Raw genomic sequence first — 26,483 nt, forward strand, 5'->3', positions numbered from 1 at the left:
GGGCAGGGGATGCTTCTGGCGATTGACTGCGGCAACACCAACACGGTCTTTTCCATCCTGGATGGCGACACAGAGATTGCGACCTGGCGCACCAGTACCGAGTGGCAGCGCACGGCGGACCAATACTATGTCTGGCTGTCGTCGCTGATGCGGTTTCAAAAGCTTGAAGGCATCATGATTGACGAGGTGATCGTCAGTTCCACCGTGCCGCGTGTGGTCTTCAACCTGCGGGTCCTGTCCGACCGCTATTTCAATTGCCGCCCCATTGTTGTGGGCAAGCCTGAATGCGCGCTGCCGGTTGAACCTCGGGTGGATGCAGGCACTGCCGTTGGCCCGGATCGTCTGGTCAATACTGCCGGTGCCTTTGACCGCCACGGTGGCAACTTGATCGTGGTCGATTTTGGCACTGCGACGACCTTTGATGTGGTGGACGATGACGGAGCCTATATCGGCGGCGTCATTGCGCCCGGTGTGAACCTGTCGCTTGAGGCGCTGCACAATGCCGCCGCCGCCCTGCCGCATGTCGATATCAGCAAGCCGCAGTCGGTGATTGGCACCAACACAGTGGCTTGTATGCAGTCAGGTGTCTTTTGGGGTTACATCGGACTGGTGCGCGAGATATGCGCACGGATCAAAGCCGAACGCGGGCGCGAGATGAAGGTGATCTCGACCGGTGGGTTGGCGCCACTTTTTCAACAGTCCGAGGCCTTGTTTGATGCCTTTGAGGACGATCTGACGATGCACGGTCTGACCGTCATCCACCGCTATAACAAGGACATCGCATGAGTGCTGCGAAAGCCAATGACCGCCTGATTTATCTGCCCCTTGGTGGGGCGGGTGAAATTGGCATGAACGCCTATGTTTATGGCTATGGCAAACCCGGCAAAGAACGGTTGATCGTGGTCGATCTGGGCGTGACCTTTCCTGATATGGACGGCACACCGGGGGTTGATCTGATCCTGCCCGATATTGCTTGGTTGAAGGAACGCAAGGCCCAGATCGAGGGCATCTTCATCACCCACGCGCACGAAGACCACGTCGGCGCCATCGGACATTATTGGGAAGACCTTGGCGCGCCTGTCTATGCGCGCAAGTTCACCGCCAATATCGCCCGACGCAAACTGTCCGAACACGGACATCCTGACAGTGTCGTCAGCGTTGTGGACGTCTGGCCGCAGGTAATTGATTGCGGCCCGTTCAAGGTGGGGTATCTGCCGATCAGCCACTCAATCCCCGAAAGCGCGGGCCTTGTGATCGACAGTCCAGAAGGGCGGTTACTGCATACGGGCGACTTCAAGATCGACACCACGCCGGTGGTGGGGGACCCCTTTGACCGGGACCTCTGGGCAGATGTTTCCAAGGATGGGGTCAAGGCGCTGATCTGTGACAGCACCAATATCTTTTCCCCACACGCAGGCCGGTCCGAAGCCTCAATCGCGGATGAGGTCGAAGGCCTGATGCGCGATGCACCGGGCATGGTGGTGGCGACCACCTTTGCGTCGAACATTGCACGACTGAAGACACTGGCCACGGCAGCCCACGAGGCGGGTCGTACCGTTTGCCTTTTGGGCCGTGCGATGCGACGGATGACCGAAGCGGCGGTAGAAACCGGTTTGTTGACCGGCTTTCCACCGACGGTTGGGCCAGAGGATGCGCAAAGCATTCCGCGCGAAAACTTGATGCTTCTGGTCACAGGATCGCAGGGTGAACGACGCGCGGCCTCTGCCCAATTGGCGAATGGGTCCTATCTGGGGCTGAAAATGAAGGAAGGTGACACCTTCCTGTTCTCGTCCAAGACGATCCCCGGCAATGAACGCGGCGTGATCCGGATTATGAACCAGTTTTCCGAACTGGGCGTGGATGTGGTGGACGACGCGGGTGGCAAATACCACGTGTCTGGTCATGCCAACCGGCCCGATCTGGAAGAGATGCACCGCATCGTGAAACCACAGATACTGATCCCGATGCATGGCGAACACCGGCACTTGCGCGAACATGTCAAGGTGGGTGCGGCAAACGGGTTGTCAGGTATCGTGGCCGTCAACGGGATGATGGTTGACCTGTCAGGCAATCAGCCCACCGTCGCCGAATACATCGACACGGGCCGCACCTATCTGGATGGTTCGGTGCAAATCGGTGCAATGGACGGGATCGTGCGCGAACGCATCAAGATGGCGCTGAACGGCCATATTGTGGTGACGCTGATCATTGACGAAAACGATGAACCGCTTGGTGATCCGTGGGTCGAACTGGCCGGTCTGGCCGAGACGGGGACGTCAAATGCGGCCTTGGTCGAGGTGATCGAAGAAGACCTCAGCCAGTTTGTGAACCGCGCCAATGCCAAAACGCTGCGTGATGACGTGAAGCTTGAAAAAGAGCTGAAGTCGATCACCCGGCGCAGCGCCCAGGGCGAGATCGGCAAGAAGCCGGAGGTCACCGTGATCGTCAGCCGTCTCAGCTAGCGCCCGACTATTCGTCGAATAATCGTGGTCCCGCTGCCTAGCCGTTGCACATCCAAAGGCCACCGCCCACGGCGACCACGCTCAGCGCAGTGGCTGACAGCCCCATGGGGGTGGTCACCGCAGCGGCGAGCGCGGCTGATCCCAATTCCTCGGCCTTGTCTTGCAAGACGTCGCGGCCCAGCGTCATGATCATCACGCCAGACGCATGCGCCATAACCGCGCTGTCGGGATCGGGTTCGGCATAAAGCATCAGAGCCATGCGATTGGTCAGCCCAACGATGTCATCTGCCGCGCCGTTGATTTGCTGGCAAGTTGACACCGCACAGCGCCCGCGAAAGTTGCGCTGCCCTGGCACCAAAAGCCAGCCGGTCTGTGCATCACCCTCTGCCAGACAATAGCCGTCGGTATTGGGCAGGCCTTCGATGCCAGCCATGAAATCAAGTGTGACATCGCTGGTGCAGGTGGGCAGGGTGCCGGTCAACGCATTCAGGCTGCGACGCGGCCATGACAGCATATTCTCGCGGATCGTAGCACCGTCGCCATAAAGATCAGTGTTGACCACAACGTCCATCGCGTTGACGCGCACGGTGCAATCGTCAGCCAATGCCGGTGTGCTGGCGCAAATGGCCAGCACCGCCGCAATCGCCTTATGCTTTGGCCCGTTCATCAAAGCTGAGCGCGATGAAGGCTGGGGTATCATCGCCCATGCCCACGATCTTTTCGTGCTGTTTGCCGCCACCGTCACCCTTCTTGCCGCCGCGATTACGGCCACCGCGCTGGCGCGGTTCGCGCTGCGGTTTATCCTTGGACGTATCCGTAGTCTCGGCAGATTTGGGCTCGTCCGTTTGCGGGGCCTCTGCTACGGGTGCTGCGTCAACCTCTTCACGCGGCTTGCGCGAGCGGGTGCGGCGTGGCTTGTCTTCACGCACAGGGGCATCTTCTTCGGGCTTGGCACCACCTTTGCTGGGCATAGGATCGTCCAGCCGGGGAATTTCGTGGTTCACCAGCCGTTCAACGTCAGCAAGGTTCTTTTCGTCGCGCGGATTGCAGATCATGATCGCAACGCCAGAGCGGCCAGCGCGGCCCGTGCGACCAATGCGGTGCACGTAGTCCTCAGCGTGGCTGGGCACATCAAAGTTGAACACGTGGCTCACGGCCGGAATATCCAGACCCCGCGCCGCCACGTCAGAGGCCACAAGAAAACGCAGGCGATTTTCGCGGAAACCATCCAGTGTCCGCGTCCGCACGCTTTGGTCCAGATCACCGTGGATCGCACCGGCATCGTAGCCGTATTTCTTCAATGATTTCGAAACGATATCCACATCCGACTTGCGGTTGCAGAAGATGATCGCGTTTGAACACGCCTCGCCCTCGGCATCAATCAGCGCACGCAACAGCTTGCGCTTTTCGCTGTCGGCACGGTCACGGCGCGAGCCTTTGAACATCACAACGCCCTGTTTGATGTTCTCGTTCGTGGTTGCCGCGCGGGCGACCTCAATCTTGACCGGGGCAGAAAGGAAGGTATTGGTGATCCGCTCAATCTCGGGCGCCATGGTGGCCGAGAAGAACAGGGTCTGGCGGGTGAAGGGCGTCTTTTTGAAGATCTCTTCGATATCCGGAATAAAACCCATATCAAGCATCCGGTCGGCTTCGTCCACCACCATGACCTTGACGTCTGACAGGATCAGCTTGCCACGTTCAAAATGGTCCAGCAGTCGGCCCGGTGTGGCGATCAGCACATCGACGCCTTTGTCGATCAGCAGGTCCTGTTCCTTGAACGAGGTGCCACCGATCAGCAGCGCCTTGGTCAGCTTGGTGTACTTGGCATATGTATCAAAGTTTTCAGCAACTTGTGCGGCCAGCTCGCGGGTGGGGGCCAGCACAAGGCTGCGCGGCATCCGTGCGCGGGCGCGGCCCCGGCCCAACAATGTGATCATCGGCAGGGTAAAGGCCGCCGTCTTTCCGGTGCCGGTCTGTGCGATGCCCAACACGTCTTTGCCTTCGAGAGCGGGTGGAATGGCACCGCCCTGAATCGGGGTCGGCGTGTCATAGCCCGTTTCGTCGATGGCTTTCAGAACCTTTTTGTCGAGGTTCAGATCAGAGAATTTTGTCATGTAGCCCTTTCAAGTCTTGCGGCTTTATTGGCCGCAAGATTGCGCGGCCCGCTGGACCGGATTGTCCAAGCGTTCGACAAAAAAGCCCCTACGCCCTTCTTTCAGAAAGGTCAAGGAAACCTGCCGGTTCAGGGGCTTATTCGGCCGAAGGGTGCAAATCAGGGCAATATCCGGCGCGTAGAACGGCGATCGACGGTGCCGGCGTCATAACTGTCATGTCACCGGTTCTGGGGCGCGGCCGTTTTGGGCCATATCCATCAGGTGAGTAGGCGCGCATATGGTCGGACCGGATCAGGTGCGGGCGATCAGCCACCAGCGCAAAACAGCCATTCGGCAGATCGGCCGCCGGTGCACGATGGGTGATCTGCCGATGCTGGCGCGGGACGACGCGGGTTCGATGCAAGGCGTCATCCATGTCTGGTGCACTCGGGACGGACCCTGTGGCATCGGTCCAAGCCTCGCGATACCGCAGGTAGGCCGCGCGCCTGCAATAGGCACAAGGGCGGTGCCCGGCTGCAATTGCCACGGCCTCGTCCAAAAAGAACAACTCAGTCCAGTTGCGTCCGGTCATGACCTGCCGTTTGCGGCCTTGCCAGTGCAAGACGCAGCAAATCCAGGCCTTGTGCCGCCAGCGTGCGGTTCCAAGGGTGCGATCGGGATTATGGAGGATGCCCCGGTTGCCGGTCATCGTTCCGCGTGCGGACAGGGCGACGATCTGGCCGTCAGGCAGGACACGGTTTTGCAAAGGCATACCGGCAGGTTAGGGGGTCTGACGCAGTTGCGCCAGTACGCGGACGAAAGCCTCTGCCGGAACGATGCCTTCGGCACGTCCGCGCAAACCCCAAACCCGCAAAGGCAGCCCACTACGGGCAGCGGCGCGAAAGGTCGCTTCGGACAGATGAACAGCGCCGACCTCTGCTGCCTGACATCCGTCGATGCAATGGGTGCGCAGTCGGTCATGGCGGACGTAGACCATGTCATGCCCTAAAGAGGTGACCCGTTCGATCCGCGGTCCATTTGCGTCGCGCCGCCGCAGATTGGTCAGTACCGCATATCCCGTTTGCCCGTCTTTGACGATGATCGTGGGGCGCGCCACCAGGATTGCATCATCATCGCGATAAATCTCGCGTTCCTGAACAGTGATTGTCTGATGTCCGGTCCATGCATCTCTGGTGACCAAGACTTGGTCGCGGATACATCCCGCGAGAAGCAGGAACAGAAGGGGTATGCGCCACATGCCCGCACAGTGTTCGCAGATTGGTTAACAAAACCCAAAGACCAACAACGAAAAAGGGCGCCTAAGTAAGGCGCCCCCTTTGCAATCTGTCGACGATTCTTAGGCCTTGCGGCGCTTTGCTGCGGCCAGACCACCAAATGCCGCAATCAACAACCAGCCGGCTGCGGGAAGGGGCACGTCGTTGAGGTTGCCGTCTGGCAAGTCAGCAAGATTCAGGTTGAAGTCACCATGAGAATCGAACCCAACAAAGTCAAAGTGCTGTGCAACAGTTTGATCGGCCGCATCGCTTGTCTTCGTGGCGTTGAACCAGAACGACATCCCGTTCTTGTTGTTGTCGACCAAGGCATTGGCATCAATCCCGACCTGCGCAGGGTGATTGCTATTGGTCATGTCGGCAATGCTGTAGCTCAGACCCGCCAACGTGCCGAGGCCAGAGATTGTCGATGTGCCATCGATATCAAAGTAATTCCAAAGCGACGGATCAATGTCGCCATTTGCAATCATCTGCTGATGTGCCTGGCTTGCGCATCCGCCGTCTGGACCACCAACAAACTGGCAGTACCCGGCTGATGGGGTGGTCTGCGTCAATTGAATATTCACCGCCATTTCGATGGCCGAATTCGCGATGTTCTTGATCGTCCCGACAAGAGACGCCTGCGTACCACCGTTGCCAACGATGAGCGCAGCATCATTCTTGAACGACCAAAGATGGCTCAACTGCGAGGAAATCCCAAAACCCCAGACGGTTCGGTTTCCGTTGTAGTCAGACGCGGCATAGATCCCGTCTGTCAATTGTGCAGCTGATGCAGTGAACGGTGCCGTCGCAGCAAGAATCGTAGCCGCAACTATTGCCCTGAATTTCATAACCTTAACCCTCGTAAACAAAACACTGGTCAAGATTTTAGCGGATTTCCGCCTGTTTTTCAACACAATTGGCCCGGGGGTAGGTCAGACCATCATCTCTTTTGTGTTTGACAGGGTCACATCCGGATAATCACGGCCGACACGGTCGATGTCCCATTGCAAACGGGTCAGGAACACCGTGTCGCCGTCGTTATCAAGGGCAATGTGCTGTTTGTTGGCAGCGGCAAAGGCGTCGACAGCGTCTTTGGCACCATGAACCCAACGTGCCGATGTGAACTGAGAACCCTCAAAGCGAACGGGCAGCCCGTATTCCATCTCAATCCGGCTGGCGAGCACTTCGAATTGCAAGGCACCGACGACACCTACGATAAAGCCCGACCCGAACGTCGGCTTAAACACCTTGGCGGCCCCTTCCTCGGCGAATTGCATCAGGGCCTTTTCAAGGTGCTTTGCCTTCATTGGATCACCAGCGCGACACGCCTGCAGCAACTCCGGAGCGAAAGAGGGGATGCCAGTCACCCGGATCGCTTCGCCCTCGGTCAGCGTATCACCAATGCGCAGTTGCCCGTGGTTCGGGATACCGATGATGTCACCCGCCCAGCCTTCTTCGGCCAATTCGCGATCAGCGGCGAGGAACATGACCGGGTTAGCGACGGCCATCACCTTTTTGCTGCGCACATGCGTCAGCTTCATGCCGCGCTGAAAGTGACCAGAGGCGAGCCGAACAAAGGCCACGCGGTCGCGATGCTTGGGGTCCATATTCGCCTGCACCTTGAACACGAAACCCGCGACGTTCTTTTCCTCGGGCGCGATTGACCGGGGTTCAGCCTTTTGCACCTGTGGTTCGGGGCCATAGGTGCCGATGCCGTCCATCAGCTCTTTCACGCCAAAGGAATTGATCGCAGAACCAAACCAGATCGGCGTCATCGACCCGTTCAATACGCTTTCTTGGTCTAGTGGGGGCAGCAGCTCTTTTGCCATCTCGATCTCTTCAAGGAACTTGTCCAGCAGACGGGCCGGGATATGTTCGGCCAATTTGGGATCATCAAGTCCTTTGATTTCAATGCTTTCCGCGACCTTGTTGCGGTCGGCGCGGTCCATCAATTCCAATCGGTCGCGCAGGATGTCATAGGTGCCCATGAAATCGCGCCCAACACCGATAGGCCAGGCTGCGGGGGTAACATCAATCGCCAGATTCTCCTGAATCTCGTCGATAATTTCGAACGTATCGCGGCTCTCGCGGTCCATCTTGTTACAAAACGTCAGAATAGGAAGGTCGCGTAAGCGGCAGACTTCAAACAGTTTTTGCGTTTGGCTCTCGACCCCTTTGGCCCCGTCGATCACCATCACAGCAGCATCCACGGCCGTCAGCGTGCGATAGGTGTCTTCGGAAAAGTCAGAGTGGCCGGGCGTGTCGACCAAATTAAAGCGAAAATTGTTGTCCGCATTGGCAAAATCAAATGACATTGCCGACGCGCTGACAGAGATGCCGCGGTCTTTTTCCATCTGCATAAAGTCCGACCGCGTGCGGCGCGCTTCGCCTTTGGCACGGACCTGTCCGGCCATCTGAATTGCGCCACCATACAGCAAGAATTTCTCGGTCAGTGTGGTCTTGCCCGCATCCGGATGCGAGATAATTGCAAAGGTGCGGCGGCGGGCGATTTCGGCAGGAAGGTCAGGGCGATTTGTCATGGCCACCCTCTATCGCGGCGGGCTGCAAAGGGCAATCAGCGGGGTCAGGGCGATTTCCTGATGTGGTTCACATCTGTTGATGAGCTTCAAACCGGGCGATTGCAGCTGAAACCTATGTTGCGCGGCCAGAACCCGCGCAGCGGCCACGCAGCATCCGGCCAAATGCCGCCCTGCTATCGGATAGCGCGGTGGCATTATTGCTTAGCGGCACGGTCGAGGTCCTTAACTCTTGGCAGAGATATCTGCATCAGAGGGGATCACCATGATCAATACGAAACTTTCCGCGCTGGCCCTGCTGGGGCTTTGCGCCTGCGGTGGCACCGGCACACCTGTGACCACCACCAATCCGGTGCCAAGCGCCGCTCTCAGCTTTGCTGAGATTGCCGACATCGCCGACGACGTGAACCGAGGCTACAATGCTGTTGGCATCACACCCAAGGCGCAGGTCCCGATCAGCGGTGGCGCGACGTATCAAGGGGCCGTTGGTGGCACGGTGGCTGTGCAAGGGAACGTGACGGATGTCGCCGGTGTGATGGCGATGGACGTCGACTTTTCCCGCGACCGGGTGGGCGGTCTTTTGGGGAATTTCGTGACCCGTGCCGGGGATCCAATTGACGGCACGCTGAGCTTAAACAACGGGGTCCTGAACCGCCAAAGCAACAGCCAGCAGGTCGCCATATTTGCCGATGTTGACGGTAATCTGCGCAGTGCCGCAGGCGAATTCATCACCGTCGATGCGCGTCTGCGTAACAGTGGGTTCAAAGGGAATGATGTCCAATTCATCGGCGGCGATATCACTGGTGATATCTACGTTGATGGGGTGCGCGGCGATCTGGACCTGCGGACGCAATTGGAGCGTTAAAGCGGTGACGTGATCCTTCCTGTAACTATTTGGCAACGTTGCATTCGTCGGCAGACACATCCTCTGGTCCATCGTCGGATTTCCGACATGGTTGCCAGGAAAATGGATAGCGATTCTTGGAAGGGTGAAGTTGATGATCAGAATGGTAAAGTTGGCAGTCGCGGCGACAGCGTTGGCGGGCCTTGCCGCATGCGGTGGCGGATCGACGGGCAGCGGGGCGCTTAGCTTTCAACAGATTGGCAATCGCGCAGATCCCTTAATCACCCGATTTGAGAATGTGTCGTCGACACCCATTCGTAATGTGCCGACCTCCGGTTCAGCAAACTATAGCGGCATCATGGCAGCAGAAGCTGACGTTGGTGGTGAGGTGACTGCCTTGGCCGGGCTCGCCAATATGCGTGTCGGCTTTGGTTCAAATACCCTGTCCGGTTCGATCACCAACATCGTGAATGATGCAAACCAGCGCTACCCGGGGCGTTTGAATATGACGAATGGGACCATTGATCGGAGTGGCGGCAACTCATTGTTTCCAGGCGAAGTTGTGATGGAAACGGATGTGACCGGTCGCCTGACGGGCCCCGCCGGAGAGCGGATCGTCGTGGACGGTGGGTCCGTCCTTGGTTTTGGCAATCCGAATTATGAGGTGATCGGCGGCCTGATTGGCGGTGACCTTACGGTGGATGGCACGCGCGGGTCCTTTTTCGGCGGTCTGGTGCTTGAACGTTAAGACAGCGATGGCGAAGGCCGGTTAACCGGCCATTAACCAGCATTGTGAAACCCTGACCCCGGATCATCAGAACTGGGGTCAGGATGCGATTTACAACTTATGTGCTGACCGTGCTGGCACTTGCGGGCTGTAGCACAGGCGGCAGCAACAGCGGCACGCTCAGCCGCAGCGCGCAAGCCGCAGACCTGGAAGAAACTCTGTCTGCCACCAATATCACCAACCCGGCGACGCTGCCGACGACCGGCAGCACAACATATCAAGGTTTCATGACGGCTGGCCTCCCGACAGGGGCAGGGGGTGCGCGCACGGAATATCTGGGTGATCTGACGATGAATGTCGATTTCGCCGCCTCGCGCGATCAAGTCACCGGCACCGCGCGCAATTTTGCGGCTGGAAACGACCAGCTTACCGGGGTGCTGATCATCCGGCAGGGCGATCTGTTTCGCAATACCAACACCAGCCAGAACTTCACCTTCACCGGCGACGTGAATGGCACGCTGAAACAAGGTGTCTCGGCCTTTGTGATTGATGCTGAAATCGCAGGAGAATTCAGAGGCCGCGATCAGGAAGGCGTCAGCGGCTTGCTGTTTGGCGACGTCACAGGCCCTGCCGGTCAGGACATTTTTGACGGCACTTTCTTTGCCGCCACACCTTAGCTGCTGGATGCTTTACGCAGCAGGGCCACGGCGTCAGGCGTCGACAACAAGCTGCTGTTGACCTCATAGTCCAGATGATGCCGATGGCTATGGGTGCTATGACCGGGCAAGGCGGCGCGGGTGCGCGGATCGACCAGCAGCGATTCCGCAGCAATCCCTTCGGCATAGATGATCTGATGGTTGTCAAAAAGCAGCTGGAAGTAGTCCACAAACCCGCCATCTTGCTGATAGACCGTATCGTCATTGATCAGATGCCGCACCTTGACCAGCACTTCGCTGCGGCCAGCGCCCAGCCGATCCTGCCGCTGATAGACAAAAAGGCGGTGGTCCGGGCTGACGACCAGATCGTTGATGTTGTGCAGCGCATCGGCCTTGATCACCACGGGCGCGAATTCACCCACTGCGCGCAGAGTGGTCTGCCCAATCCAGCGAATCTGCTGCGGGCCGTCGTCGCGCGTCAGCACCTTGTCTCCGACAGACAGGTCTTCAATCGGGACCTGCTGGCCAGAGGCCATCGTGATATGCGTGCCACGCGTGAACGATACACAGGCGACTTCGGCAAACCGGGTTGCGGCCGCTTCGCGGTCAACACCCACAAGCCGATAGTCGGTTTTCGGGGCCAGTGTTGCCAGCGGCAAAAGATAGACCGCCTCGACCCCGTCCTGCTCGATCTCGACCATCACCAGCGCCTCGAACGTGCTGCCGTCACGGGCCATCAGTGTCAGGCAGCAGTCCAGCACCACTGCATTGCCGGGTTTGCCAACTTCGCTGCTGTCGTCGATCTCAAAGAACAATTGCTCATCTGACAACGCCAGCGTCAGGCGCTGGCGGTTTGCGCCACTTTGCAGTTGATAGACATCGTCCATCACCAACTCGTCCGCAAAGGACATACCATCCCCCAGTGCCACCCCGTCGGTCACGCTGAAATCAGCTGCATTCAGGACCGGAACAGCCTGCAGACTGCGCGAGGTTTCGGTAGATGTCATATGCTGAAAACCAATGGAGTGTGAGTGGGCGCAAACTACGGTCATGTGCCGCGCAGGTCAACGCCGCACACCCCCTGTCATCCCGGTCCCGGCGTGTTAGGTCTAAGACAACATAACGAAAGGAAGCATCATGGATCTGGGGATCAAAGGAAAGCGCGCATTGGTCTGCGCAGGCTCCAAGGGGTTGGGCAAGGGCTGTGCGACAGCCTTGGCCGAGGCAGGTGTTGATCTTGTGCTGAACGCCCGCGGGGCAGAGGCGCTTGAAGCGACCGCTGCAGAGCTGCGCGGTTTTGGCGTCAACGTGACCACCGTGGCGGCTGACGTCAGCACCGATGCAGGTCGCGCGGCACTGATTGAGGCCTCACAGGGCGTTGATATCCTGGTTAACAACGCAGGTGGCCCACCGCCGGGCCTGTGGTCCGACTGGGACCGCGATGATTTCATCGCCGCGCTTGATGCAAATATGTTGGCCCCGATTGCGCTGATCAAGGCGTTGATACCAGCGATGATGGATGCAGGCTGGGGCCGGGTGGTCAATATTACCTCTGTCTCGGTCAAGTCCCCGGTTCCTCAGCTTGGCCTGTCCAATTCTGCGCGCGCCGGGCTGACCGGTTATGTGGCTGGCACCTCACGGCAAGTGGCTCAGCGGGGTGTGATCATCAACAACCTGCTGCCCGGCATACACGCCACCGACCGCGCCATCAGCCTTGATCGTACTGTCAGCAAGGCGCAGGGCATCAGCATGGACGAGGCCACGGCACAGCGCACCGCCACCATCCCCGCAGGTCGCTACGGCACACCGGAAGAGTTTGGCGCGACCTGCGCGTTTCTGTGTTCGCAGCACGCCGGATACATCGTGGGGCAGAACATTCTGCTGGACGGTGGCGCCACCAACACAACGCTCTGACAATGGCGCAGGGTTTCAGTCTGAAGGACGATCTGTTCAACGCAACCACGGTCGCACGATTGGCCCAGGGGTTCGAAGCGGCGGGCGTGTTCAAGGCCGCCCCATTCGAGGCGGCGGTCATGGCGCAAATGCCCCCGCTCGAGCTGAAGGCGCGCATCAACATGATCGCGGATGTGCTGACAGATTTTCTGCCAGCTGACTTTCCCGCAGCAGCCACCGCAATCCAAAGCGCGCTGCCCCCGCAGTTGGATCCAACGCTGACGGACGATGACTTTGGTCATTTCATCTTTGCGCCTTTGGGCGTTTATGTTGAAAATCATGGGATTGAGGGCCATCTTTCAACTGCGCTGGACCTCTTGGCAGAGTTGACGCAGCGGTTTTCGATGGAGTATTCGATCCGTGCTTTCCTGAACCGGTGGCCGGATCCAACCTTGGCGCGGATGCAGGATTGGGTGCGCCACGACAGCTATCATGTGCGCCGGCTGGTCAGCGAAGGCACACGGCCCAAGCTGCCATGGGGGCAAAGCATCGGGATTGGCGCCGACCAGACGCTGCCGCTTCTGGACACCCTACACGGCGACAGAACGCGTTTTGTCACCCGCTCAGTCGCGAACCACCTCAATGACATCACCAAAAAGCAACCAGAGCTTGCCTTGGAACGCTTGGCGCAGTGGGCAAAGTTGGATCACCAGACCCCGAAAGAGCTTGATTGGATGACGCGCCATGCCCTGCGTGGATTGGTCAAAGCGGGGCATCCCGGTGCAATGGCGCAATTGGGCTATACGCCTGACGTGGCCCTGACCAATGCCGAGGTGACGATGGCTCCAGCCGCGCTGGCAATTGGCGACGCAGCAGAGGTGTCTGTGACGCTGACCACCAAGACTGATGCGCCATTGATTGTGGATTATGTGATCGATTTTGTGAAAGCCAATGGATCAAGCGCGCCAAAAGTCTTCAAAATGAAGGTGTTGCAGGCCAAGGCGGGCGAGCCAGTCGTGTTGAAGAAGAAGCATCTTTTCAAGAAAGGTGCCACGACTTTCACCCATTATCCGGGCGCGCACCGGGTGCATCTGCAGGTCAATGGACGGCAAGTTGCGGCTGCTGACTTTGCCTTGTCCTGATGGGGGATCGTTGTTAGGTGCTTTCCTGACTGAATTGCTCAAGAGTTTGCGCTGATGAAAACGCCGAGGCTGCAGATCACGCAGTTGACCAAAGCCTTTAACGGGCGGCGGATTGTCGATGACATCGACCTGACAGTGATGCCGGGGCAGGTGACTTGTCTGTTGGGACCGTCAGGCTGCGGCAAATCCACGACCCTGCGAATGATTGCCGGGGTCGAAATGCAGGACAGCGGCACGATCCACGTCGATGGCGAACTGATCTGCGACACCGTACACCGCATTCCGCCCGAGGCTCGGGGCATAGGCCTGATGTTTCAGGACTTTGCCCTGTTCCCGCACCTGACCGTTGCGCAGAACGTCGGCTTTGGCCTGCCCAAATCAGAGAGGGCCGCGCGGATCAAAGACCTGTTGGCCAAGGTCGGCATGTCACGGCACATTGACCGCTTCCCGCATGAGCTGTCCGGGGGCGAACAACAGCGGGTTGCTCTGGCCCGTGCGCTGGCCCCGAAGCCGGGCATCATGTTGATGGACGAACCCTTTTCGGGCCTCGACGACCGGTTGCGCGATGATATCCGCGATGAAACGCTGGACGTGCTGAAAGAAGAAGGCACAGCCGTTTTGCTGGTGACCCATGAACCGGCAGAGGCGATGCGTATGGCCGATGAAATCGCGTTGATGCGCAATGGACGCATCGTGCAGCGCGGCGCGCCCTATAACATCTACAACGCCCCCGTTGATCTGTTGGCTGCGTCTTTCTTTAGCGATATCAACGTGATCCACGGTAAAGTTCAAGGTGCTTTGACGGAAACGCCGTTTGGTCAATTTCTGGCTCCGGGCGTGCCTGACGGAACCGAAGTTGATATTTGCATTCGCCCACAGCACCTGAAAATCGACTTTGACCGCGCGGGGCGCGGCCCAAGCCCGACCCCTGTCGAAGGCACGCCGGCGCGCGGTGTTGTGCTGCGCGCGCGCTATATGGGCAAGGAAAGCCTTGTCGAATTTAAGATGGACTATGACGGCTCTGTGCTGCGCGCGCTCGTGCCGTCGGTGTTTCTGCCTCAAAGGGGCACGGCCCTGTGGCTGATGATCCGCCGCGACCGCTGTTTCGTTTTTCCGCGCGCGGCTTAGGCGAGCCTCGCCGCCCGCCCGCCACGCCTGCGCGTCAGTTTCCCGCGACGCCCTTCCAGCTCTGTCATGACAGACCGGCGTTCTTCTGGCGTCATGCGCGACCACGCCCCGATTTCGTCAATCGTTCGCATGCAGCCTGTGCAAAGCCGCGTTTCCGGCTGGATCACGCAGATCTTGATGCAGGGGCTTTCGACCTCGGCGCGTTTCCAAATCTCATCGGTCATGATGTGGTTCCCAAATGTGCCAGCCGGTCCAGCAACCCTTGCAGGATATAGGCAGCGGCCACGTGGTCGATCAACTCTCCGCGACGCTTTCGGGACATATCCGCCTCGAGCATGGCGCGTTCGGCGGCAACGGTGGACAGGCGTTCATCCCAGAACGTGATCGGCAGCGGCGTCAGTTTGTTCAAATTGCGGGCAAAGGCGCGGGTTGCCTGACAGCGCGGCCCCTCGCTGCCATCCATGTTCATTGGCAAACCAAGGACAAGGCCGGTGACCTCTCGCTTTTCGCAAAGCGCCAGCAGGGCGGCAGCATCGACGCCAAATTTCTTGCGCTTGATTGTCTCAACCGGCGTGGCGACGCCGCGCATCCGGTCCGACACCGCCACGCCCAGCGTGACGGTCCCAAGGTCCAGACCCGCCACCGGGCCAAAAGCGGGCAGGGCGGCTGCAAAGGCAGCGGGGTCATCCATGATCATTCGGTCAGTCCTGCATTCCTGGCCGCCTCTGCCAGCATGGCAATTGCGGCATCGTCGGCGGCAAAAACCTGACGCGCTTCGGCCCAAATCCGCCCAGCCTGTTCGGCGTCGCCCAAAACGCCGTGCGCAGTGATCAGACGCGCCCAGTCGGCCGCGGTCCCGCCCTCTGTCGCCAAGCGGTCAGACAGCCCGGCGACCATATTGCCGATCATCGCAGCCCGATCCTCTGGCGCCAAATTCTCGGCATTTGCGATATCAGCCGCAGATGGGCCGCGCATTGCCGGTGCGGTGTAGTCGATCCCGGCGCGCGCTGCCGCACCTTCGATCTGCAATCGGGCAAGCGAGACGTGGTAGCCGTCCGGTTCATCCTCGACCAGCGGACGCCACAGGCGAAACGCAATATCGCCCCGGTCGGTCTGATCGTAAAGCGCGCCAAGATGATAGCGTGCGGCGACATTCTGCGGGTTCCGGTCTAGCAATTGACGGATCAATCCTTCGGCTTGCGGCGACACAAAGCCATCGGTGGCCAGCGTCATCAGGTCAAGCTGCCGCCGCAGGTCCTCGTCGCTAGCGGCATCCCCTTTCAGCGTCACAACCCGCTCTTGTGCCTTGGCCGCAGCACTGTAATTGCGCAGCTCTGCCTCGTGATAGGCCAGCAGCTCCCACCCTTGCAGATCGTCGGGCCGCGTTGCCATCGCGTCGCGCAAGGCGTCTACGCTGTCGAGGTAGGTGGCGGGCGCGTCGACCGGCGGTGGCGTTGGCGCGGCTGCCTCCAATGCGGCCTGATCCGGGCGGTTGGCGCGCATCGCGTCAGAGGCCGCAAGCCGTTGCGCCAGCGGCTGATCGGGCACCGCTGGTGAACCCAACTGCCAATAGGTCAGCGCAGAAACCGCCATGACCACGATCGCTGTCAAAACCGCCGTCACCGGGCTGCTGCGCAAAACACCGGCTACGCGCGGTGCTGCGTTGGCGGCCAGCAAGCGGCGCGCCACTTCGGTGCGGGCGCGCTCTGCCTCTGTCGGGTCCAGCACATCGCGGGCCAGATCACGCTCAATCTCGGCCAGTTGCGCGGTGTAGATCGCCACATCCGACCCGGCCCCTTCCGGTGCTGCCGCGTCGCGCAGCAAGGGTTTGACCAACGTCGCAAGAACGACAGCGGCAAGAACACCGGCGATGATCCAAAACAACATGGCTTCCCCTACGATTGAGCCCCTTACTTAGGGGCTTCATCGCGGCGTGGAAAGCGCTTGGCCCTTGCAAATTGCCTGTGACGAGACACCATGTCGCAAATCCACTGCTGCTTGCCGCTGGCAGTATCCTTCGCAACGCAAAGACAGGCCAGTAAGTCGCTAACGTCCGGTCTGTCCACCAGAGGAATCGCACATGAAGCGCTATTCGGCCTTTGCCATTGCCCGCGAGGCGTTTCGCCAGCACACCGGCTGGGAACGCGCATGGCGTTCGCCAGAGCCCAAGAAAAAATACGATGTGATCATTGTGGGCGCAGGTGGGCACGGACTGGCGACGGCGTATTACCTTGGCAAGAATTTTGGCATCACCAATGTCGCCGTGATCGAAAAGGGCTGGTTGGGCGGTGGCAACACCGGGCGAAATACGACGATCATCCGTTCCAACTATCTGCAAGACCCCTCTGCTGCGATCTACGAAAAAGCCCGCAGCTTATATGAAACGATGAGCCAGGATCTGAACTATAACGTCATGTTCAGCCCCCGCGGCGTGCTGATGCTGGCCCAGACCGAACACGAGGTGCGCGGCTACAAGCGCACAGCACATGCCAACAGCCTGCAAGGGGTCACGACAGAGTGGATCGACCCCAAACGGGTCAAGGAAATCTGCCCGATCATGAACATCGACGGACCGCGCTATCCGGTTCTGGGCGGTCTGTGGCAGGCCCGTGGCGGCACGGCACGCCATGATGCGGTGGCCTGGGGCTATGCCCGGGCCTGTTCCGACATGGGCATGGACATCATCCAGAAATGCGAAGTCACCGGCGTGATGACATCTGGTGGGAAAGTCACCGGCGTGAACACCACCAAAGGTGACATCGCCTGCGACAAACTGGGCATGGTTGTGGCCGGTCACGCCTCTGTGCTGGCCGCAAAGGCCGGGTTCCAACTGCCCATCGAATCGGTGCCATTGCAGGCGCTGGTGTCAGAGCCGATCAAGCCTTGCATGGACATTGTGGTGATGGCCAACACCGTGCATGGCTACATGTCGCAGTCCGACAAAGGAGAAATGGTGATCGGCGGCGGTACAGACGGGCACAACGCCTATACCCAGCGCGGCAGCTTTCATCACATCGAAGAAACCGTACGCGCATTGGTCGAGACTTTTCCGATGATCGCCAACCTCAAGATGCTGCGCCAGTGGGGCGGGATCGTTGACGTGACCGGCGATCGTTCTCCCATTCTGTCCAAGACACCTGTTGAGGGCATCTTTGTGAACTGCGGCTGGGGCACCGGTGGGTTCAAGGCCATTCCGGGGTCTGGCTGGGCGATGGCAGAGCTGATGGCAAAGGGCCAATCGCCGCTGACCGAAGAATTCAACATGTTCCGGTTTCGCGAAGGCAAGTTTATCGACGAAAGCGTGGCCGCCGGGGTGGCGCACTAATGCGGATCGCGATGTCCCATCGTGCGGTCGCTGATCTCGCTGTCGATACGGGTCAACTCCCGGTCGGCGTGGCTGTTGCCCTGACCGGTACGGTCCAGGTCTGCGCGAAATGCGCGGCCGCGCTTGCGTTCGATCAACATGACGACAACAGCGGCAAGGACCATGCCGCCGATGATCAGATATACGATCTCCATGACCTTGATATGGGGCATGCGGCGGCGAATTGCCACTCTGACAAGGCCATTCCGGCCAAGCACAGCCCAAAACGTCCGGGGATTCTTGCCGATCTGGAATCCCCGTCGGCCTCCCCCATGATGGTGTCACCTGAAAAGGAGGCATACTCATGGTTGACTACACAACTGGAAAGACAGGCGGCAGCGGCATCGGATTGTACCTTGCCGCAGGCGTGGTTGTTCTTGTGTTGCTTTACGCCCTCTTCGCGGGCGGCGGCAGTACAACGACACTTGACCCCGCAACACTGTCTGAAGACCCCGGTGCGGCCATCGCGGTTGAACCCGACGCCGCGGCACCTGCCGTTACCGAATAACCCCCACCACCACTCACACACCTTAGGCGGGCGCAGAGATGCGTCCGCCTTTGGTGTGTCCGCATGGCGTGGCGTGGGGATGCCCATCGAAGTTGAGGTGACCCCATGCTGATCCTGCATTGTCCCAATTGCGGTCGCGATGTCGACGAAACCGATCTGCACAGCGGCGGAGAAGCGCATTTGACCCGGTTTGGCCCCGGATCAACCGATCAGGAGTTCGAGGATTACCTGTTCATGCGCGAAAATCCCAAAGGTGTGCATTTTGAACGCTGGCATCACACCTATGGCTGCGGCAAGTGGTTTCACGCCGCGCGCTGCACCAACACGCTTGAGGTGTTTGGCACCTATTCCGCGCAGACGCCGGAACCCCCCAAAGAGATCATGGAGCGCATCGCAGAACGCAGACCCGATTGGACCAAGGGGGCAAAATCATGAGCACGCGCTTGGCCCGCGAAGGGCGTTTTGTCAACAAAAGCAAGCCTGTAGCCTTTACCTTTAACGGCAAGAACCTGCGAGGCCTCGAAGGCGACACGCTCGCCTCGGCCTTGTTGGCAAATGATCAGATGCTCATAGGGCGGTCGTTCAAGTATCACCGCCCGCGCGGCGTGATCGCGTCCGGCGCAGAGGAACCCAACGGGCTGGTCAATCTGGGCAAAGGCGACAGCTTTGAACCGAACGCCCGAGTGACTACGACCGAGGTCTTTGACGGTCTGCATGCCACCAGCCAGAACCACTGGCCCAGCCTCGAATTTGACGTGGGCGCCATCAACTCCCACCTGTCACGGTTCCTGCCTGCGGGATTCTACTACAAGATGTTCATGTTTCCGCGTCCGTTCTGGAAACATATCTATGAACCCTTCATCCGCAAATCCGCCGGTCTGGGCAAAGCGCCCAAGACGCGGGACGACAACACTTATGAACACTTTCACATCCATGCGGATGTGCTGGTCATCGGCGGCGGCATTGCCGGTCTGGCCGCGGCCTTGGCCGCGGGTCAATCCGGCGCGCGGGTCGTGCTGATGGAACAGACCGCCCATTGGGGCGGGAGGGCGCCTGTGGATGGCGCGGTGATCGACGGGATGCCTGCGCAAGAGTGGGTCGATGAGACCGTCGCTGCGCTTTCGCAGATGGACAACGTCACCCTGCGCACCCGCTGCATGGGGGCAGGTGTCTACGACCACGGCTATGTGCTGGGCTATGAACGCCTGACAGACCATGCGCCGCGACCTGGCGCGGTCAAGCATCGCCTGTGGCGCGTCCGCGCACAGCAAGTGGTGACGGCAACCGGCGCGATTGAGCGGCCATTATCATTTGCAGCCAATGACTTGCCAGGTGTTGTTCTTGCAAGTGCTGCGCGCGACTACGTGGTGAACTTTGGTGTTTCGCTGGGCGACCGCACCGTGATCGTGACCAACAACGATGACGCCTATCGCACCGCGATCACGCTCAAAGAAGCGGGGCTGGACGTGCCTGCCATCATCGACGCGCGCCCTGCGGTCACAGGCGATCTGCCCGAACAAGCCCGCGCACTCGGCATCCGGGTTGAGACGGGCAAAGGCATCGCCAAGGTCAAGGGTGGCAAGCGCGTCACAGGTGTCGCGATCTGCGCGCAGGCGGGTGAGGGCGCGATTCTGGAAGAGATCGCTTGCGATTGCGTGGCGATGTCGGGCGGCTGGTCACCCGTGGTGCACCTCTGGTCCCACTGCGGTGGCAAACTGTCGTGGGACGCCGATCAGGCCATGTTCCGCCCCGATGCCGCGCGCGCGCCAACGGGTGCAAACGGGCAAGCCTTCGTGACAGTCGCAGGCGTAGCGAACGGTCATCTCTTCACGGCTGAAGGTGTCGCTGACGGGTTCTGCGCGGGACGTGCTGCAGCCAATGCGGCCGGACACAGCAAAAAACCCGGACAAGCGCCAATGGGCGAAGATGCGGCCGAAGGCGCGCTGTCGCCCGTCTGGCTGATGCCACAGGGCGCATCCTATGCGCTGCGGTCCAAGGCCTGGCTGGATTTCCAGAACGACGTCAAAGTCTCTGACGTGCAACTGGCCGCCAAAGAAGGCTTTGAAAGTGTCGAACACGCCAAGCGCTACACGACGCTGGGTATGGCAACGGATCAGGGAAAGATCAGCAACATCAACGGCCTGGCGATCTTGGCAGATCAACTCGGTGCGGATATTCCGGACGTTGGGACAACTACGTTCCGCCCGCCTTACACGCCGATCTCAATGGCCGCGATCGCCGGTCCCGCGCAGCGCGACCTGTTCCAGCCGGTGCGCAAAACGCCGATGTCGGACTGGCACACCGCAAACGGCGCGTTCTATGAACCGGTCGGCCAATGGCGCAGGCCCTACGCCTATCTGCGTGGGTCCGAAACGGTGCACGACGCGGTCAACCGCGAGGTGGTGAACGCCCGCACCAACACCGGGCTTCTGGACGCTTCTACCCTTGGCAAGCTGGTGGTCAGCGGGCCGGACGCGGGCAAGTTTCTGGACATGATGTACACCAACATGATGTCCACGCTGCCCATCGGCAAATGCCGCTATGGCTTGATGTGTACCGAAAACGGCTTCCTCAGTGATGACGGCGTCGTGGCCCGGATAAATGACGACACGTGGCTGTGCCACACCACCACCGGCGGGGCAGAGCGGATCCATGGTTGGATGGAAGACTGGCTGCAATGCGAATGGTGGGACTGGCAGGTCTATGTCGCCAATGTGACCGAACAACTGGCGCAGGTCGCCGTGGTTGGCCCCAATGCCCGCAAGCTGTTGGAAAAGCTGGGCGGCATGGATGTCAGCAAGGACATGCTGCCGTTTATGCACTGGGCCGACGGCACCCTTGGCGGGTTTGACGCGCGGGTCTACCGGATCAGTTTCTCGGGTGAGCTGTCCTATGAAATTGCTGTGCCGGCCAGTCAGGGCCGCGCCTTCTGGGACGCGCTGCTGGAGGCGGGCGAGGAATTCGGGATCATGCCCTACGGCACCGAGGCGCTGCATATCATGCGCGCCGAAAAAGGCTTTATCATGATCGGGGACGAAACCGATGGTACGATTATCCCGCAGGATCTGAACCTCAACTGGGCGCTGTCCAAAAAGAAAGAGGATTATCTGGGCAAACGCGCACATGCGCGCAGCCACATGGCAGATCCGAACCGTTGGAAGCTGGTGGGCCTTGAGACGCTGGATGGCTCGGTTCTGCCTGACGGGGCGTATGCCATTGCCAACGGTGTCAACGCCAATGGTCAGGGCAACACCCAAGGACGGGTGACTTCGACCTATTTTTCACCGACCCTGAAAAAGGGCATCGCGATGGGGCTCGTTCTCAATGGCCCTGACCGGATGGGCGAGGTGATCTCTTTCACCAATATCGGGGGCGAACCGATCAAGGCGAAAATCGTAGATCAGGTTTTCTATGATCCTGAGGGGGAGAAGCAGAATGTCTAATGCTGTCAGCGCATTAAACGGCAAAGTCGCCCAAGGTGACGTGACAATCCGCGAGGATGGTCTGCGCGGCATGATCAGCCTGCGGGGCGATATGTCGAACAGCAAACTCAAGTCGGTCTGTGCCGAATTGACCGGTGTCGCGTTTCCCACACAGGGGCGCGCGCAGGGTGCGGGCACCACGGGCCTTGCGTGGATGTCCCCGGATGAGGTGCTGGTGATGGTGCCCCATGACCTGGTGGCAGACGCGCTGGCGCGGATCGCAAAGGCGCTGAAGGGCCAGCACCACCTGGCGGTCAACGTTTCGGACGCGCGTGCCGTTATGGTGGTCGAAGGCCCCTTTGTCCGTGATGTCTTTGCCAAACTGGCACCTGTTGACTTGCACCCTGACAGCTTTGGCCCCGGCGACTTCCGCCGCTCGCGTCTGGGGCAGGTGGCTGCCGCGTTCTGGATGCGCGATGACCAATGTGTCGAGGTTGTCTGCTTCCGTTCTGTGGCTGACTATGCCTTTGACCTGCTGGCCGCTGCGGCCAAAGGCGGCCCCGTCGGACACTTCCCCACCGGCTAAGCGGGGCGTTTCGGGGTTGACGCGCGGGCCAATCACGCTTTGTTAAGCGGCAAAGCAACTTCGCATCAAAAGGGGTCCATAATATGGCTTTTGAACTTCCCGATCTTCCCTATGCGCACGACGCGCTGGCATCCAAAGGCATGTCCGCAGAGACGCTGGAATACCACCACGACCTGCACCACAACGCCTATGTCACCAATGGCAACAAGGCGATCGAAGGCACCGAATGGGCTGGCAAGTCTCTGGAAGAGATCATCGTCGGCACCTACGATAAATCGGCGGTCGCCCAGAACGGTATCTTCAACAACATCAGCCAGTTGTGGAACCACAACCAGTTCTGGGAAATGATGGGTCCGGGCGATGCCGGGATGCCGGGCGAGCTGGAAAAAGCGTTGACCGAAAGCTTCGGCTCTGTCGATGAATTCAAGTCGCAGTTCTCTGCTGCAGGCGCGGGCCAGTTCGGTTCCGGCTGGTGCTGGCTGGTCAAAAACGCTGACGGTTCATTGGCAGTCACCAAGACCGAAAATGGCGTGAATCCGCTTTGCTTTGGTCAGACGGCCTTGCTTGGCTGCGATGTGTGGGAACATTCCTACTACATCGATTTCCGCAACAAGCGTCCCGCCTACCTGACCAACTTCCTCGACAATCTGGTCAACTGGGAAAACGTCGCAGGCCGCCTCTAATCGGCTTGCACGCGACATGCGAACAGGCCCGTGGGATCACTCCTGCGGGCCTTTTCTTTGGGGGATGTGATGTTTGACTTGGACAAGATTTCTGCCGCGTCGGCGCGTCTGCAAGGCGTCGCGCTGGAAACGCCCGTGCTGCCGCTTGCGTCTGATCGCTGGCAGGGGCTGCCAAAGGCTAACGTTACGCTGAAGTTGGAGTTGTTCCAGCAGGCCGGGTCGTTCAAGGCGCGCGGGGCATATCTGGGCATTCAGGCGCTGACCCCAGCAGAGCGCGCAGCGGGCGTGGTCGCGGCCAGTGGTGGTAATCACGCACTGGCGGTCAGCTGGGCTGCGCGTGCGGCAGGGATTGCTGCACAGATCACCATGCCCCGCGCCACCGATCCAGAGCGCATTCGCCTGTGTCAAGCGATGGGCGCGACCGTTACCCTGCATGACGACATGGCCGCCGCCTTTGCCGAGATGGAGCGGATCGCGGCAACTGGTGCGACCCTCATGCACCCATTCGAAGCACAGCACATGATTCTGGGGGCGACCACCTGCGGCGCCGAATTTCTGGCCCAGGCCCCCCAGATTGACACGCTTGTGGTGCCCGTTGGCGGCGGAGGGCTGATCGCGGGCATGGCGTTGGCGTTCAAACTTTTGCGGCCTTCGGGTCAGGTGATTGGCGTGGAGCCAAACGGCGCGGACAGTACGACACGCAGCCTTCTGGCTGGGCACCCGGTGGTGCTCGACAAAGTCGACACCATCGCCGACAGCCTCGGGTCACCCAAGGCGCTGCCGCTCTCCTTTGGTGTCGCCGCGGACCACGTCGACCGCATGGTGCAGATTGACGACAATGCGATGCGCGAAGCCATGCGCGACTATGCCGATGTGCTGCGCATCATTGCCGAACCCGCTTGTGCCGCGTCACTGGCCGCGATCAAGGGCCCCTTGGGCGACGATCTAAAGGGACGAAACGTGGGGATCATCGCCTGCGGATCCAACATCGGCATGGCGCGCTATCAGGCGCTGCTCAGTTAGGCCGCCAGATCCCGCGTCAATGCGGCTTGCAGGGCAGGGACATCCGGTTGCACCTGCACAGAAGCCAGCACATCCTCACCTGCGAACCCCTGTTGCACGATGTGATCAAGCAGACCGATCAGCGGGTCCCAGAAACCGTTGATATTCAACAAATAGATCGGCTTCTTGTGCAGACCCAACTGCCGCCAGGTGACGGCTTCAAAGAATTCATCCAGTGACCCGGCGCCGCCGGGCAGAACGACAACCGCATCCGCGTTCATAATCATCACCTTTTTGCGTTCGTGCATCGTTTCGGTGATCACAAAACTGTCCAGATCGCGCTTGCCGACCTCCCAATCCAGAAGATGGGTCGGGATCACGCCAAAGGTCACGCCACCTGCGGCCTGCGTGGCCCGTGCCACGCGCCCCATCAGCCCTACATCACCCGCGCCATAGACCAGCCGCAGGTGATCTTTGGCCAGCATCTGGCCGACGGCATCCGCTGCTTCAGCATAGGCCGGGTCCGTGCCATCGCGTGATCCGCAGTAAACACAGACAGAGTGTTGGAAATCGGACATGTGACCTCGTTTCATTGTGATGCGGACCCTTTGACCGCTGATACCCCTGTTGCTATGGTCGCTCAACCGCGATGCCACAAGGTATTGTGCGGCCCTGGGGACAAACGGCAACAGGAATTTGGACATGGCATCGAACGGGCTTCAGCTTGGGCTGGGCGCTTTGGCGGCTGCGGCGGTTGGCGTCGTGTTTGTCCTGCTTGTGCCGGGGCCGGATCGGCCGACGCCGGACGATGCGACGACCCCTGTCATCGCAACCCCTGCGGAGGAGGGAGCACCCGCGACCGAGGACGCCGCCGCCCAAGTCGAACGGGCCACACCTCCCGCAGAATCCGAGACCACAACAGAAACGGCTGAGGCAGAACCTCCGCGAATTGAACAGTTGCGCATGGCCCCCGACGGCTTTGGCAGTGTTTCCGGTGTGGCAGAGCCGGGTCAGGTGATTGACGTGCTGGTGTCCGGCGATGCGGTGGAGCGGGTTACCGCAGATGCCAATGGCAAGTTTGCCACCGCCCTGGCCCTTGATCCCTCACCCCAGCCGCGCCGCCTGTCATTGATGGGGGACCCTGACGGCGCACGCCTCCCCTCGACGGGCCAGTTCTTCGTTCAGGCCATCGCTGATCCGCTGGCCGCGCCCGCCGAGGAAGATTCGCAAGATACCCCCGTTGTTGTCGGCGCGGTGACTGCGCCTGAACCCGAGGCGGACAGCGTCGCCGCAATGGCGGATGACGCGACCGTAGACCCTCAGGCGACCGAAAACACCGCAGCGGCACCGACTGAGGACGTCGCCATTGACGTCACCCAGGATGATCCGCCCACGCCCGACACAGAAGACACGACCGTCGCAGTGGCAGAGACGACGACAGTGCCGACCCCCGCTCCGGCACCCGATGCGGTGGCCGAACCCGCACCGGAACCCGATACGCAAGTCACAGACGTTGCCGCTGCTGCGCCGCAGGATACGCAGGCCGCCGAACCACAACCCAACGCCACACCAGAAACACCGACCATCATCGTGGCCGATCAAGACGGGGTCAGGGTGGTGCAGGACGACCGCGCGCCTGATGTCATGTCAGCGATTGCGCTTGATACGATCACTTATGACCCCGCTGGCGATGTCACACTCGCCGGGCGCGCTGTAGGGGCGGGCTTTGTCCGCGTCTATGTCGACAATCGACCGGTCACGACCTCGCGCATCGCCGAAGGCGCGTGGCGGACCGATCTGCCGGATGTGGATACCGGCATCTACACGCTGCGCATTGACGAGGTTGATGCTGATGGCACCGTGGTGTCGCGGATCGAAACGCCGTTCAAACGCGAAGAGCCGGAAGCCGTTGCTGCCGTCATGGCAGAGGACACCGCCCAGGACGGGTTTGACGTGGCCGTGCGCACGGTGCAGCCGGGGGCCACGCTCTGGGCCATCGCGCAGGAAGAGATGGGAGAGGGGATCATGTATGTCGCTGTTTATGAGGCGAACCGCGACCTGATCCGCGACCCCGATCTGATCTTTCCCGGTCAGGTCTTTCGCATCCCACAACTTGATGAATGACCGCCGGGGCTGGCGCTCGGGTCAAAGGCGCATTACCT

The 26,483-nt window shown here is 60.0% G+C and carries 28 protein-coding genes; 16 read left to right on the forward strand and 12 right to left on the reverse strand.

Annotated elements, in window-relative coordinates; all coding sequences use genetic code 11:
• Window positions 1-9: 9 nt before the first annotated feature.
• Both AB3Y40_RS05520 and AB3Y40_RS05525 read left to right on the forward strand, forming a co-directional pair.
• Window positions 10-786 carry a type III pantothenate kinase gene (locus AB3Y40_RS05520; protein ID WP_369437791.1) on the forward strand — a complete coding sequence of 259 codons (777 nt, stop codon included), beginning with the start codon at window positions 10-12 and terminating at the stop codon, window positions 784-786.
• Complete coding sequence (locus tag AB3Y40_RS05525; RefSeq protein ID WP_369437792.1) at window positions 783-2,462, forward strand: ribonuclease J; 1,680 nt, start codon at window positions 783-785, stop codon at window positions 2,460-2,462. Before AB3Y40_RS05520 ends, AB3Y40_RS05525 begins: the two co-directional genes overlap by 4 nt.
• A gap of 37 nt (window positions 2,463-2,499) precedes the next feature.
• On the opposite strand, the gene AB3Y40_RS05530 is transcribed toward AB3Y40_RS05525, so the two are convergent.
• The 6 genes from AB3Y40_RS05530 to AB3Y40_RS05555 all read right to left on the reverse strand — a co-directional run bounded on the left by AB3Y40_RS05530 (window position 2,500) and on the right by AB3Y40_RS05555 (window position 8,369).
• A complete protein-coding gene (locus AB3Y40_RS05530; RefSeq protein ID WP_369437793.1) occupies window positions 2,500-3,129 on the reverse strand; it encodes a hypothetical protein in 630 nt (209 codons plus the stop codon).
• Window positions 3,110-4,576 carry a DEAD/DEAH box helicase gene (locus AB3Y40_RS05535; protein ID WP_369437794.1) on the reverse strand — a complete coding sequence of 489 codons (1,467 nt, stop codon included), beginning with the start codon at window positions 4,574-4,576 and terminating at the stop codon, window positions 3,110-3,112. The genes AB3Y40_RS05530 and AB3Y40_RS05535 overlap by 20 nt, the downstream gene beginning before the upstream one ends.
• A 136-nt stretch (window positions 4,577-4,712) precedes the next feature.
• Window positions 4,713-5,327: a hypothetical protein gene (locus tag AB3Y40_RS05540; RefSeq protein WP_369437795.1), complete on the reverse strand. Its 615-nt coding sequence runs from the start codon at window positions 5,325-5,327 to the stop codon at window positions 4,713-4,715.
• Window positions 5,328-5,336: 9 nt separating this feature from the next.
• Window positions 5,337-5,813 (reverse strand): hypothetical protein, encoded by a 477-nt coding sequence (locus AB3Y40_RS05545; RefSeq protein ID WP_369437796.1) that lies wholly within the window; start codon window positions 5,811-5,813, stop codon window positions 5,337-5,339.
• A gap of 99 nt (window positions 5,814-5,912) precedes the next feature.
• Window positions 5,913-6,677: a VPLPA-CTERM sorting domain-containing protein gene (locus AB3Y40_RS05550; protein WP_369437797.1), complete on the reverse strand. Its 765-nt coding sequence runs from the start codon at window positions 6,675-6,677 to the stop codon at window positions 5,913-5,915.
• An 84-nt stretch (window positions 6,678-6,761) separates the two neighbouring features.
• Entirely contained in the window at window positions 6,762-8,369 is a 1,608-nt protein-coding gene (locus AB3Y40_RS05555) for a peptide chain release factor 3 (RefSeq protein WP_369437798.1), read from the reverse strand.
• 262 nt (window positions 8,370-8,631) lie between these two features.
• Between AB3Y40_RS05555 and AB3Y40_RS05560 the strand changes: the two genes are divergently transcribed.
• The 3 genes from AB3Y40_RS05560 (at window position 8,632) to AB3Y40_RS05570 (ending at window position 10,614) form a co-directional block, all read left to right on the forward strand.
• On the forward strand, window positions 8,632-9,231 hold the full coding sequence (locus tag AB3Y40_RS05560; RefSeq protein WP_369437799.1) for a hypothetical protein: 600 nt from the start codon (window positions 8,632-8,634) through the stop codon (window positions 9,229-9,231).
• Window positions 9,232-9,364: 133 nt separating this feature from the next.
• Window positions 9,365-9,958, forward strand: coding sequence for a HupA family protein (locus AB3Y40_RS05565; protein WP_369437800.1), 594 nt, complete (start codon window positions 9,365-9,367; stop codon window positions 9,956-9,958).
• An 83-nt stretch (window positions 9,959-10,041) separates the two neighbouring features.
• Window positions 10,042-10,614 (forward strand): hypothetical protein, encoded by a 573-nt coding sequence (locus AB3Y40_RS05570; protein ID WP_369437801.1) that lies wholly within the window; start codon window positions 10,042-10,044, stop codon window positions 10,612-10,614.
• On the opposite strand, the gene AB3Y40_RS05575 is transcribed toward AB3Y40_RS05570, so the two are convergent.
• Window positions 10,611-11,600 carry a Hint domain-containing protein gene (locus AB3Y40_RS05575; RefSeq protein WP_369437802.1) on the reverse strand — a complete coding sequence of 330 codons (990 nt, stop codon included), beginning with the start codon at window positions 11,598-11,600 and terminating at the stop codon, window positions 10,611-10,613. The genes AB3Y40_RS05570 and AB3Y40_RS05575 overlap by 4 nt on opposite strands.
• A gap of 130 nt (window positions 11,601-11,730) precedes the next feature.
• Between AB3Y40_RS05575 and AB3Y40_RS05580 the strand changes: the two genes are divergently transcribed.
• From AB3Y40_RS05580 to AB3Y40_RS05590, 3 genes are read left to right on the forward strand one after another with little or no spacing between them, the layout of a single operon-like run.
• On the forward strand, window positions 11,731-12,507 hold the full coding sequence (locus AB3Y40_RS05580) for an SDR family oxidoreductase (RefSeq protein WP_369437803.1): 777 nt from the start codon (window positions 11,731-11,733) through the stop codon (window positions 12,505-12,507).
• A 2-nt stretch (window positions 12,508-12,509) separates the two neighbouring features.
• The gene (locus AB3Y40_RS05585; RefSeq protein WP_369437804.1) at window positions 12,510-13,628 is read left to right on the forward strand and encodes a hypothetical protein; all 1,119 of its coding nucleotides are present in this window, start codon (window positions 12,510-12,512) and stop codon (window positions 13,626-13,628) included.
• A gap of 54 nt (window positions 13,629-13,682) precedes the next feature.
• A complete protein-coding gene (locus AB3Y40_RS05590; protein ID WP_369437805.1) occupies window positions 13,683-14,756 on the forward strand; it encodes an ABC transporter ATP-binding protein in 1,074 nt (357 codons plus the stop codon).
• Here AB3Y40_RS05590 and AB3Y40_RS05595 read toward each other — a convergent pair.
• From AB3Y40_RS05595 to ccmI, 3 genes are read right to left on the reverse strand one after another with little or no spacing between them, the layout of a single operon-like run.
• Window positions 14,753-14,980, reverse strand: coding sequence for a DUF1289 domain-containing protein (locus AB3Y40_RS05595; protein ID WP_369437806.1), 228 nt, complete (start codon window positions 14,978-14,980; stop codon window positions 14,753-14,755). The genes AB3Y40_RS05590 and AB3Y40_RS05595 overlap by 4 nt on opposite strands.
• On the reverse strand, window positions 14,977-15,453 hold the full coding sequence (gene ruvX, locus AB3Y40_RS05600; protein ID WP_369437807.1) for a Holliday junction resolvase RuvX: 477 nt from the start codon (window positions 15,451-15,453) through the stop codon (window positions 14,977-14,979). Before ruvX ends, AB3Y40_RS05595 begins: the two co-directional genes overlap by 4 nt.
• Complete coding sequence (gene ccmI, locus AB3Y40_RS05605) at window positions 15,450-16,643, reverse strand: c-type cytochrome biogenesis protein CcmI (RefSeq protein WP_369437808.1); 1,194 nt, start codon at window positions 16,641-16,643, stop codon at window positions 15,450-15,452. Before ccmI ends, ruvX begins: the two co-directional genes overlap by 4 nt.
• A gap of 193 nt (window positions 16,644-16,836) precedes the next feature.
• Between ccmI and AB3Y40_RS05610 the strand changes: the two genes are divergently transcribed.
• Window positions 16,837-18,081 (forward strand): sarcosine oxidase subunit beta family protein, encoded by a 1,245-nt coding sequence (locus AB3Y40_RS05610; protein ID WP_369437809.1) that lies wholly within the window; start codon window positions 16,837-16,839, stop codon window positions 18,079-18,081.
• Here the strand turns inward: AB3Y40_RS05610 and AB3Y40_RS05615 are convergent.
• Entirely contained in the window at window positions 18,078-18,275 is a 198-nt protein-coding gene (locus AB3Y40_RS05615; protein WP_369437810.1) for a hypothetical protein, read from the reverse strand. The two genes, AB3Y40_RS05610 and AB3Y40_RS05615, sit on opposite strands and share 4 nt — an antisense overlap.
• Before the next feature lie 149 nt (window positions 18,276-18,424).
• Between AB3Y40_RS05615 and AB3Y40_RS05620 the strand changes: the two genes are divergently transcribed.
• The 6 genes from AB3Y40_RS05620 (at window position 18,425) to AB3Y40_RS05645 (ending at window position 24,342) form a co-directional block, all read left to right on the forward strand.
• Window positions 18,425-18,628 carry a hypothetical protein gene (locus AB3Y40_RS05620; protein WP_369437811.1) on the forward strand — a complete coding sequence of 68 codons (204 nt, stop codon included), beginning with the start codon at window positions 18,425-18,427 and terminating at the stop codon, window positions 18,626-18,628.
• Between the two features lie 105 nt (window positions 18,629-18,733).
• The gene (locus AB3Y40_RS05625) at window positions 18,734-19,063 is read left to right on the forward strand and encodes a sarcosine oxidase subunit delta (RefSeq protein WP_369437812.1); all 330 of its coding nucleotides are present in this window, start codon (window positions 18,734-18,736) and stop codon (window positions 19,061-19,063) included.
• Window positions 19,060-22,071, forward strand: coding sequence for a sarcosine oxidase subunit alpha family protein (locus tag AB3Y40_RS05630; RefSeq protein WP_369437813.1), 3,012 nt, complete (start codon window positions 19,060-19,062; stop codon window positions 22,069-22,071). The genes AB3Y40_RS05625 and AB3Y40_RS05630 overlap by 4 nt, the downstream gene beginning before the upstream one ends.
• Entirely contained in the window at window positions 22,064-22,636 is a 573-nt protein-coding gene (locus AB3Y40_RS05635) for a sarcosine oxidase subunit gamma (RefSeq protein ID WP_369437814.1), read from the forward strand. The genes AB3Y40_RS05630 and AB3Y40_RS05635 overlap by 8 nt, the downstream gene beginning before the upstream one ends.
• Before the next feature lie 83 nt (window positions 22,637-22,719).
• Window positions 22,720-23,319 carry a superoxide dismutase gene (locus tag AB3Y40_RS05640; RefSeq protein WP_369437815.1) on the forward strand — a complete coding sequence of 200 codons (600 nt, stop codon included), beginning with the start codon at window positions 22,720-22,722 and terminating at the stop codon, window positions 23,317-23,319.
• Window positions 23,320-23,388: 69 nt separating this feature from the next.
• Window positions 23,389-24,342 carry a threonine ammonia-lyase gene (locus AB3Y40_RS05645; protein WP_369437816.1) on the forward strand — a complete coding sequence of 318 codons (954 nt, stop codon included), beginning with the start codon at window positions 23,389-23,391 and terminating at the stop codon, window positions 24,340-24,342.
• Here the strand turns inward: AB3Y40_RS05645 and AB3Y40_RS05650 are convergent.
• Window positions 24,339-24,899, reverse strand: a complete 561-nt coding sequence (locus AB3Y40_RS05650) for an LOG family protein (protein WP_369437817.1) — start codon at window positions 24,897-24,899, stop codon at window positions 24,339-24,341. The genes AB3Y40_RS05645 and AB3Y40_RS05650 overlap by 4 nt on opposite strands.
• Window positions 24,900-25,023: 124 nt before the next feature.
• On the opposite strand from AB3Y40_RS05650, the gene AB3Y40_RS05655 reads away from it, so the two are divergent.
• The gene (locus tag AB3Y40_RS05655) at window positions 25,024-26,445 is read left to right on the forward strand and encodes a LysM peptidoglycan-binding domain-containing protein (protein ID WP_369437818.1); all 1,422 of its coding nucleotides are present in this window, start codon (window positions 25,024-25,026) and stop codon (window positions 26,443-26,445) included.
• Window positions 26,446-26,483: the final 38 nt, after the last annotated feature.

The sequence above is a fragment of the Yoonia sp. R2331 genome, assembly GCF_041103235.1.
Classification (GTDB): Bacteria; Pseudomonadota; Alphaproteobacteria; order Rhodobacterales; family Rhodobacteraceae; genus CANMYO01.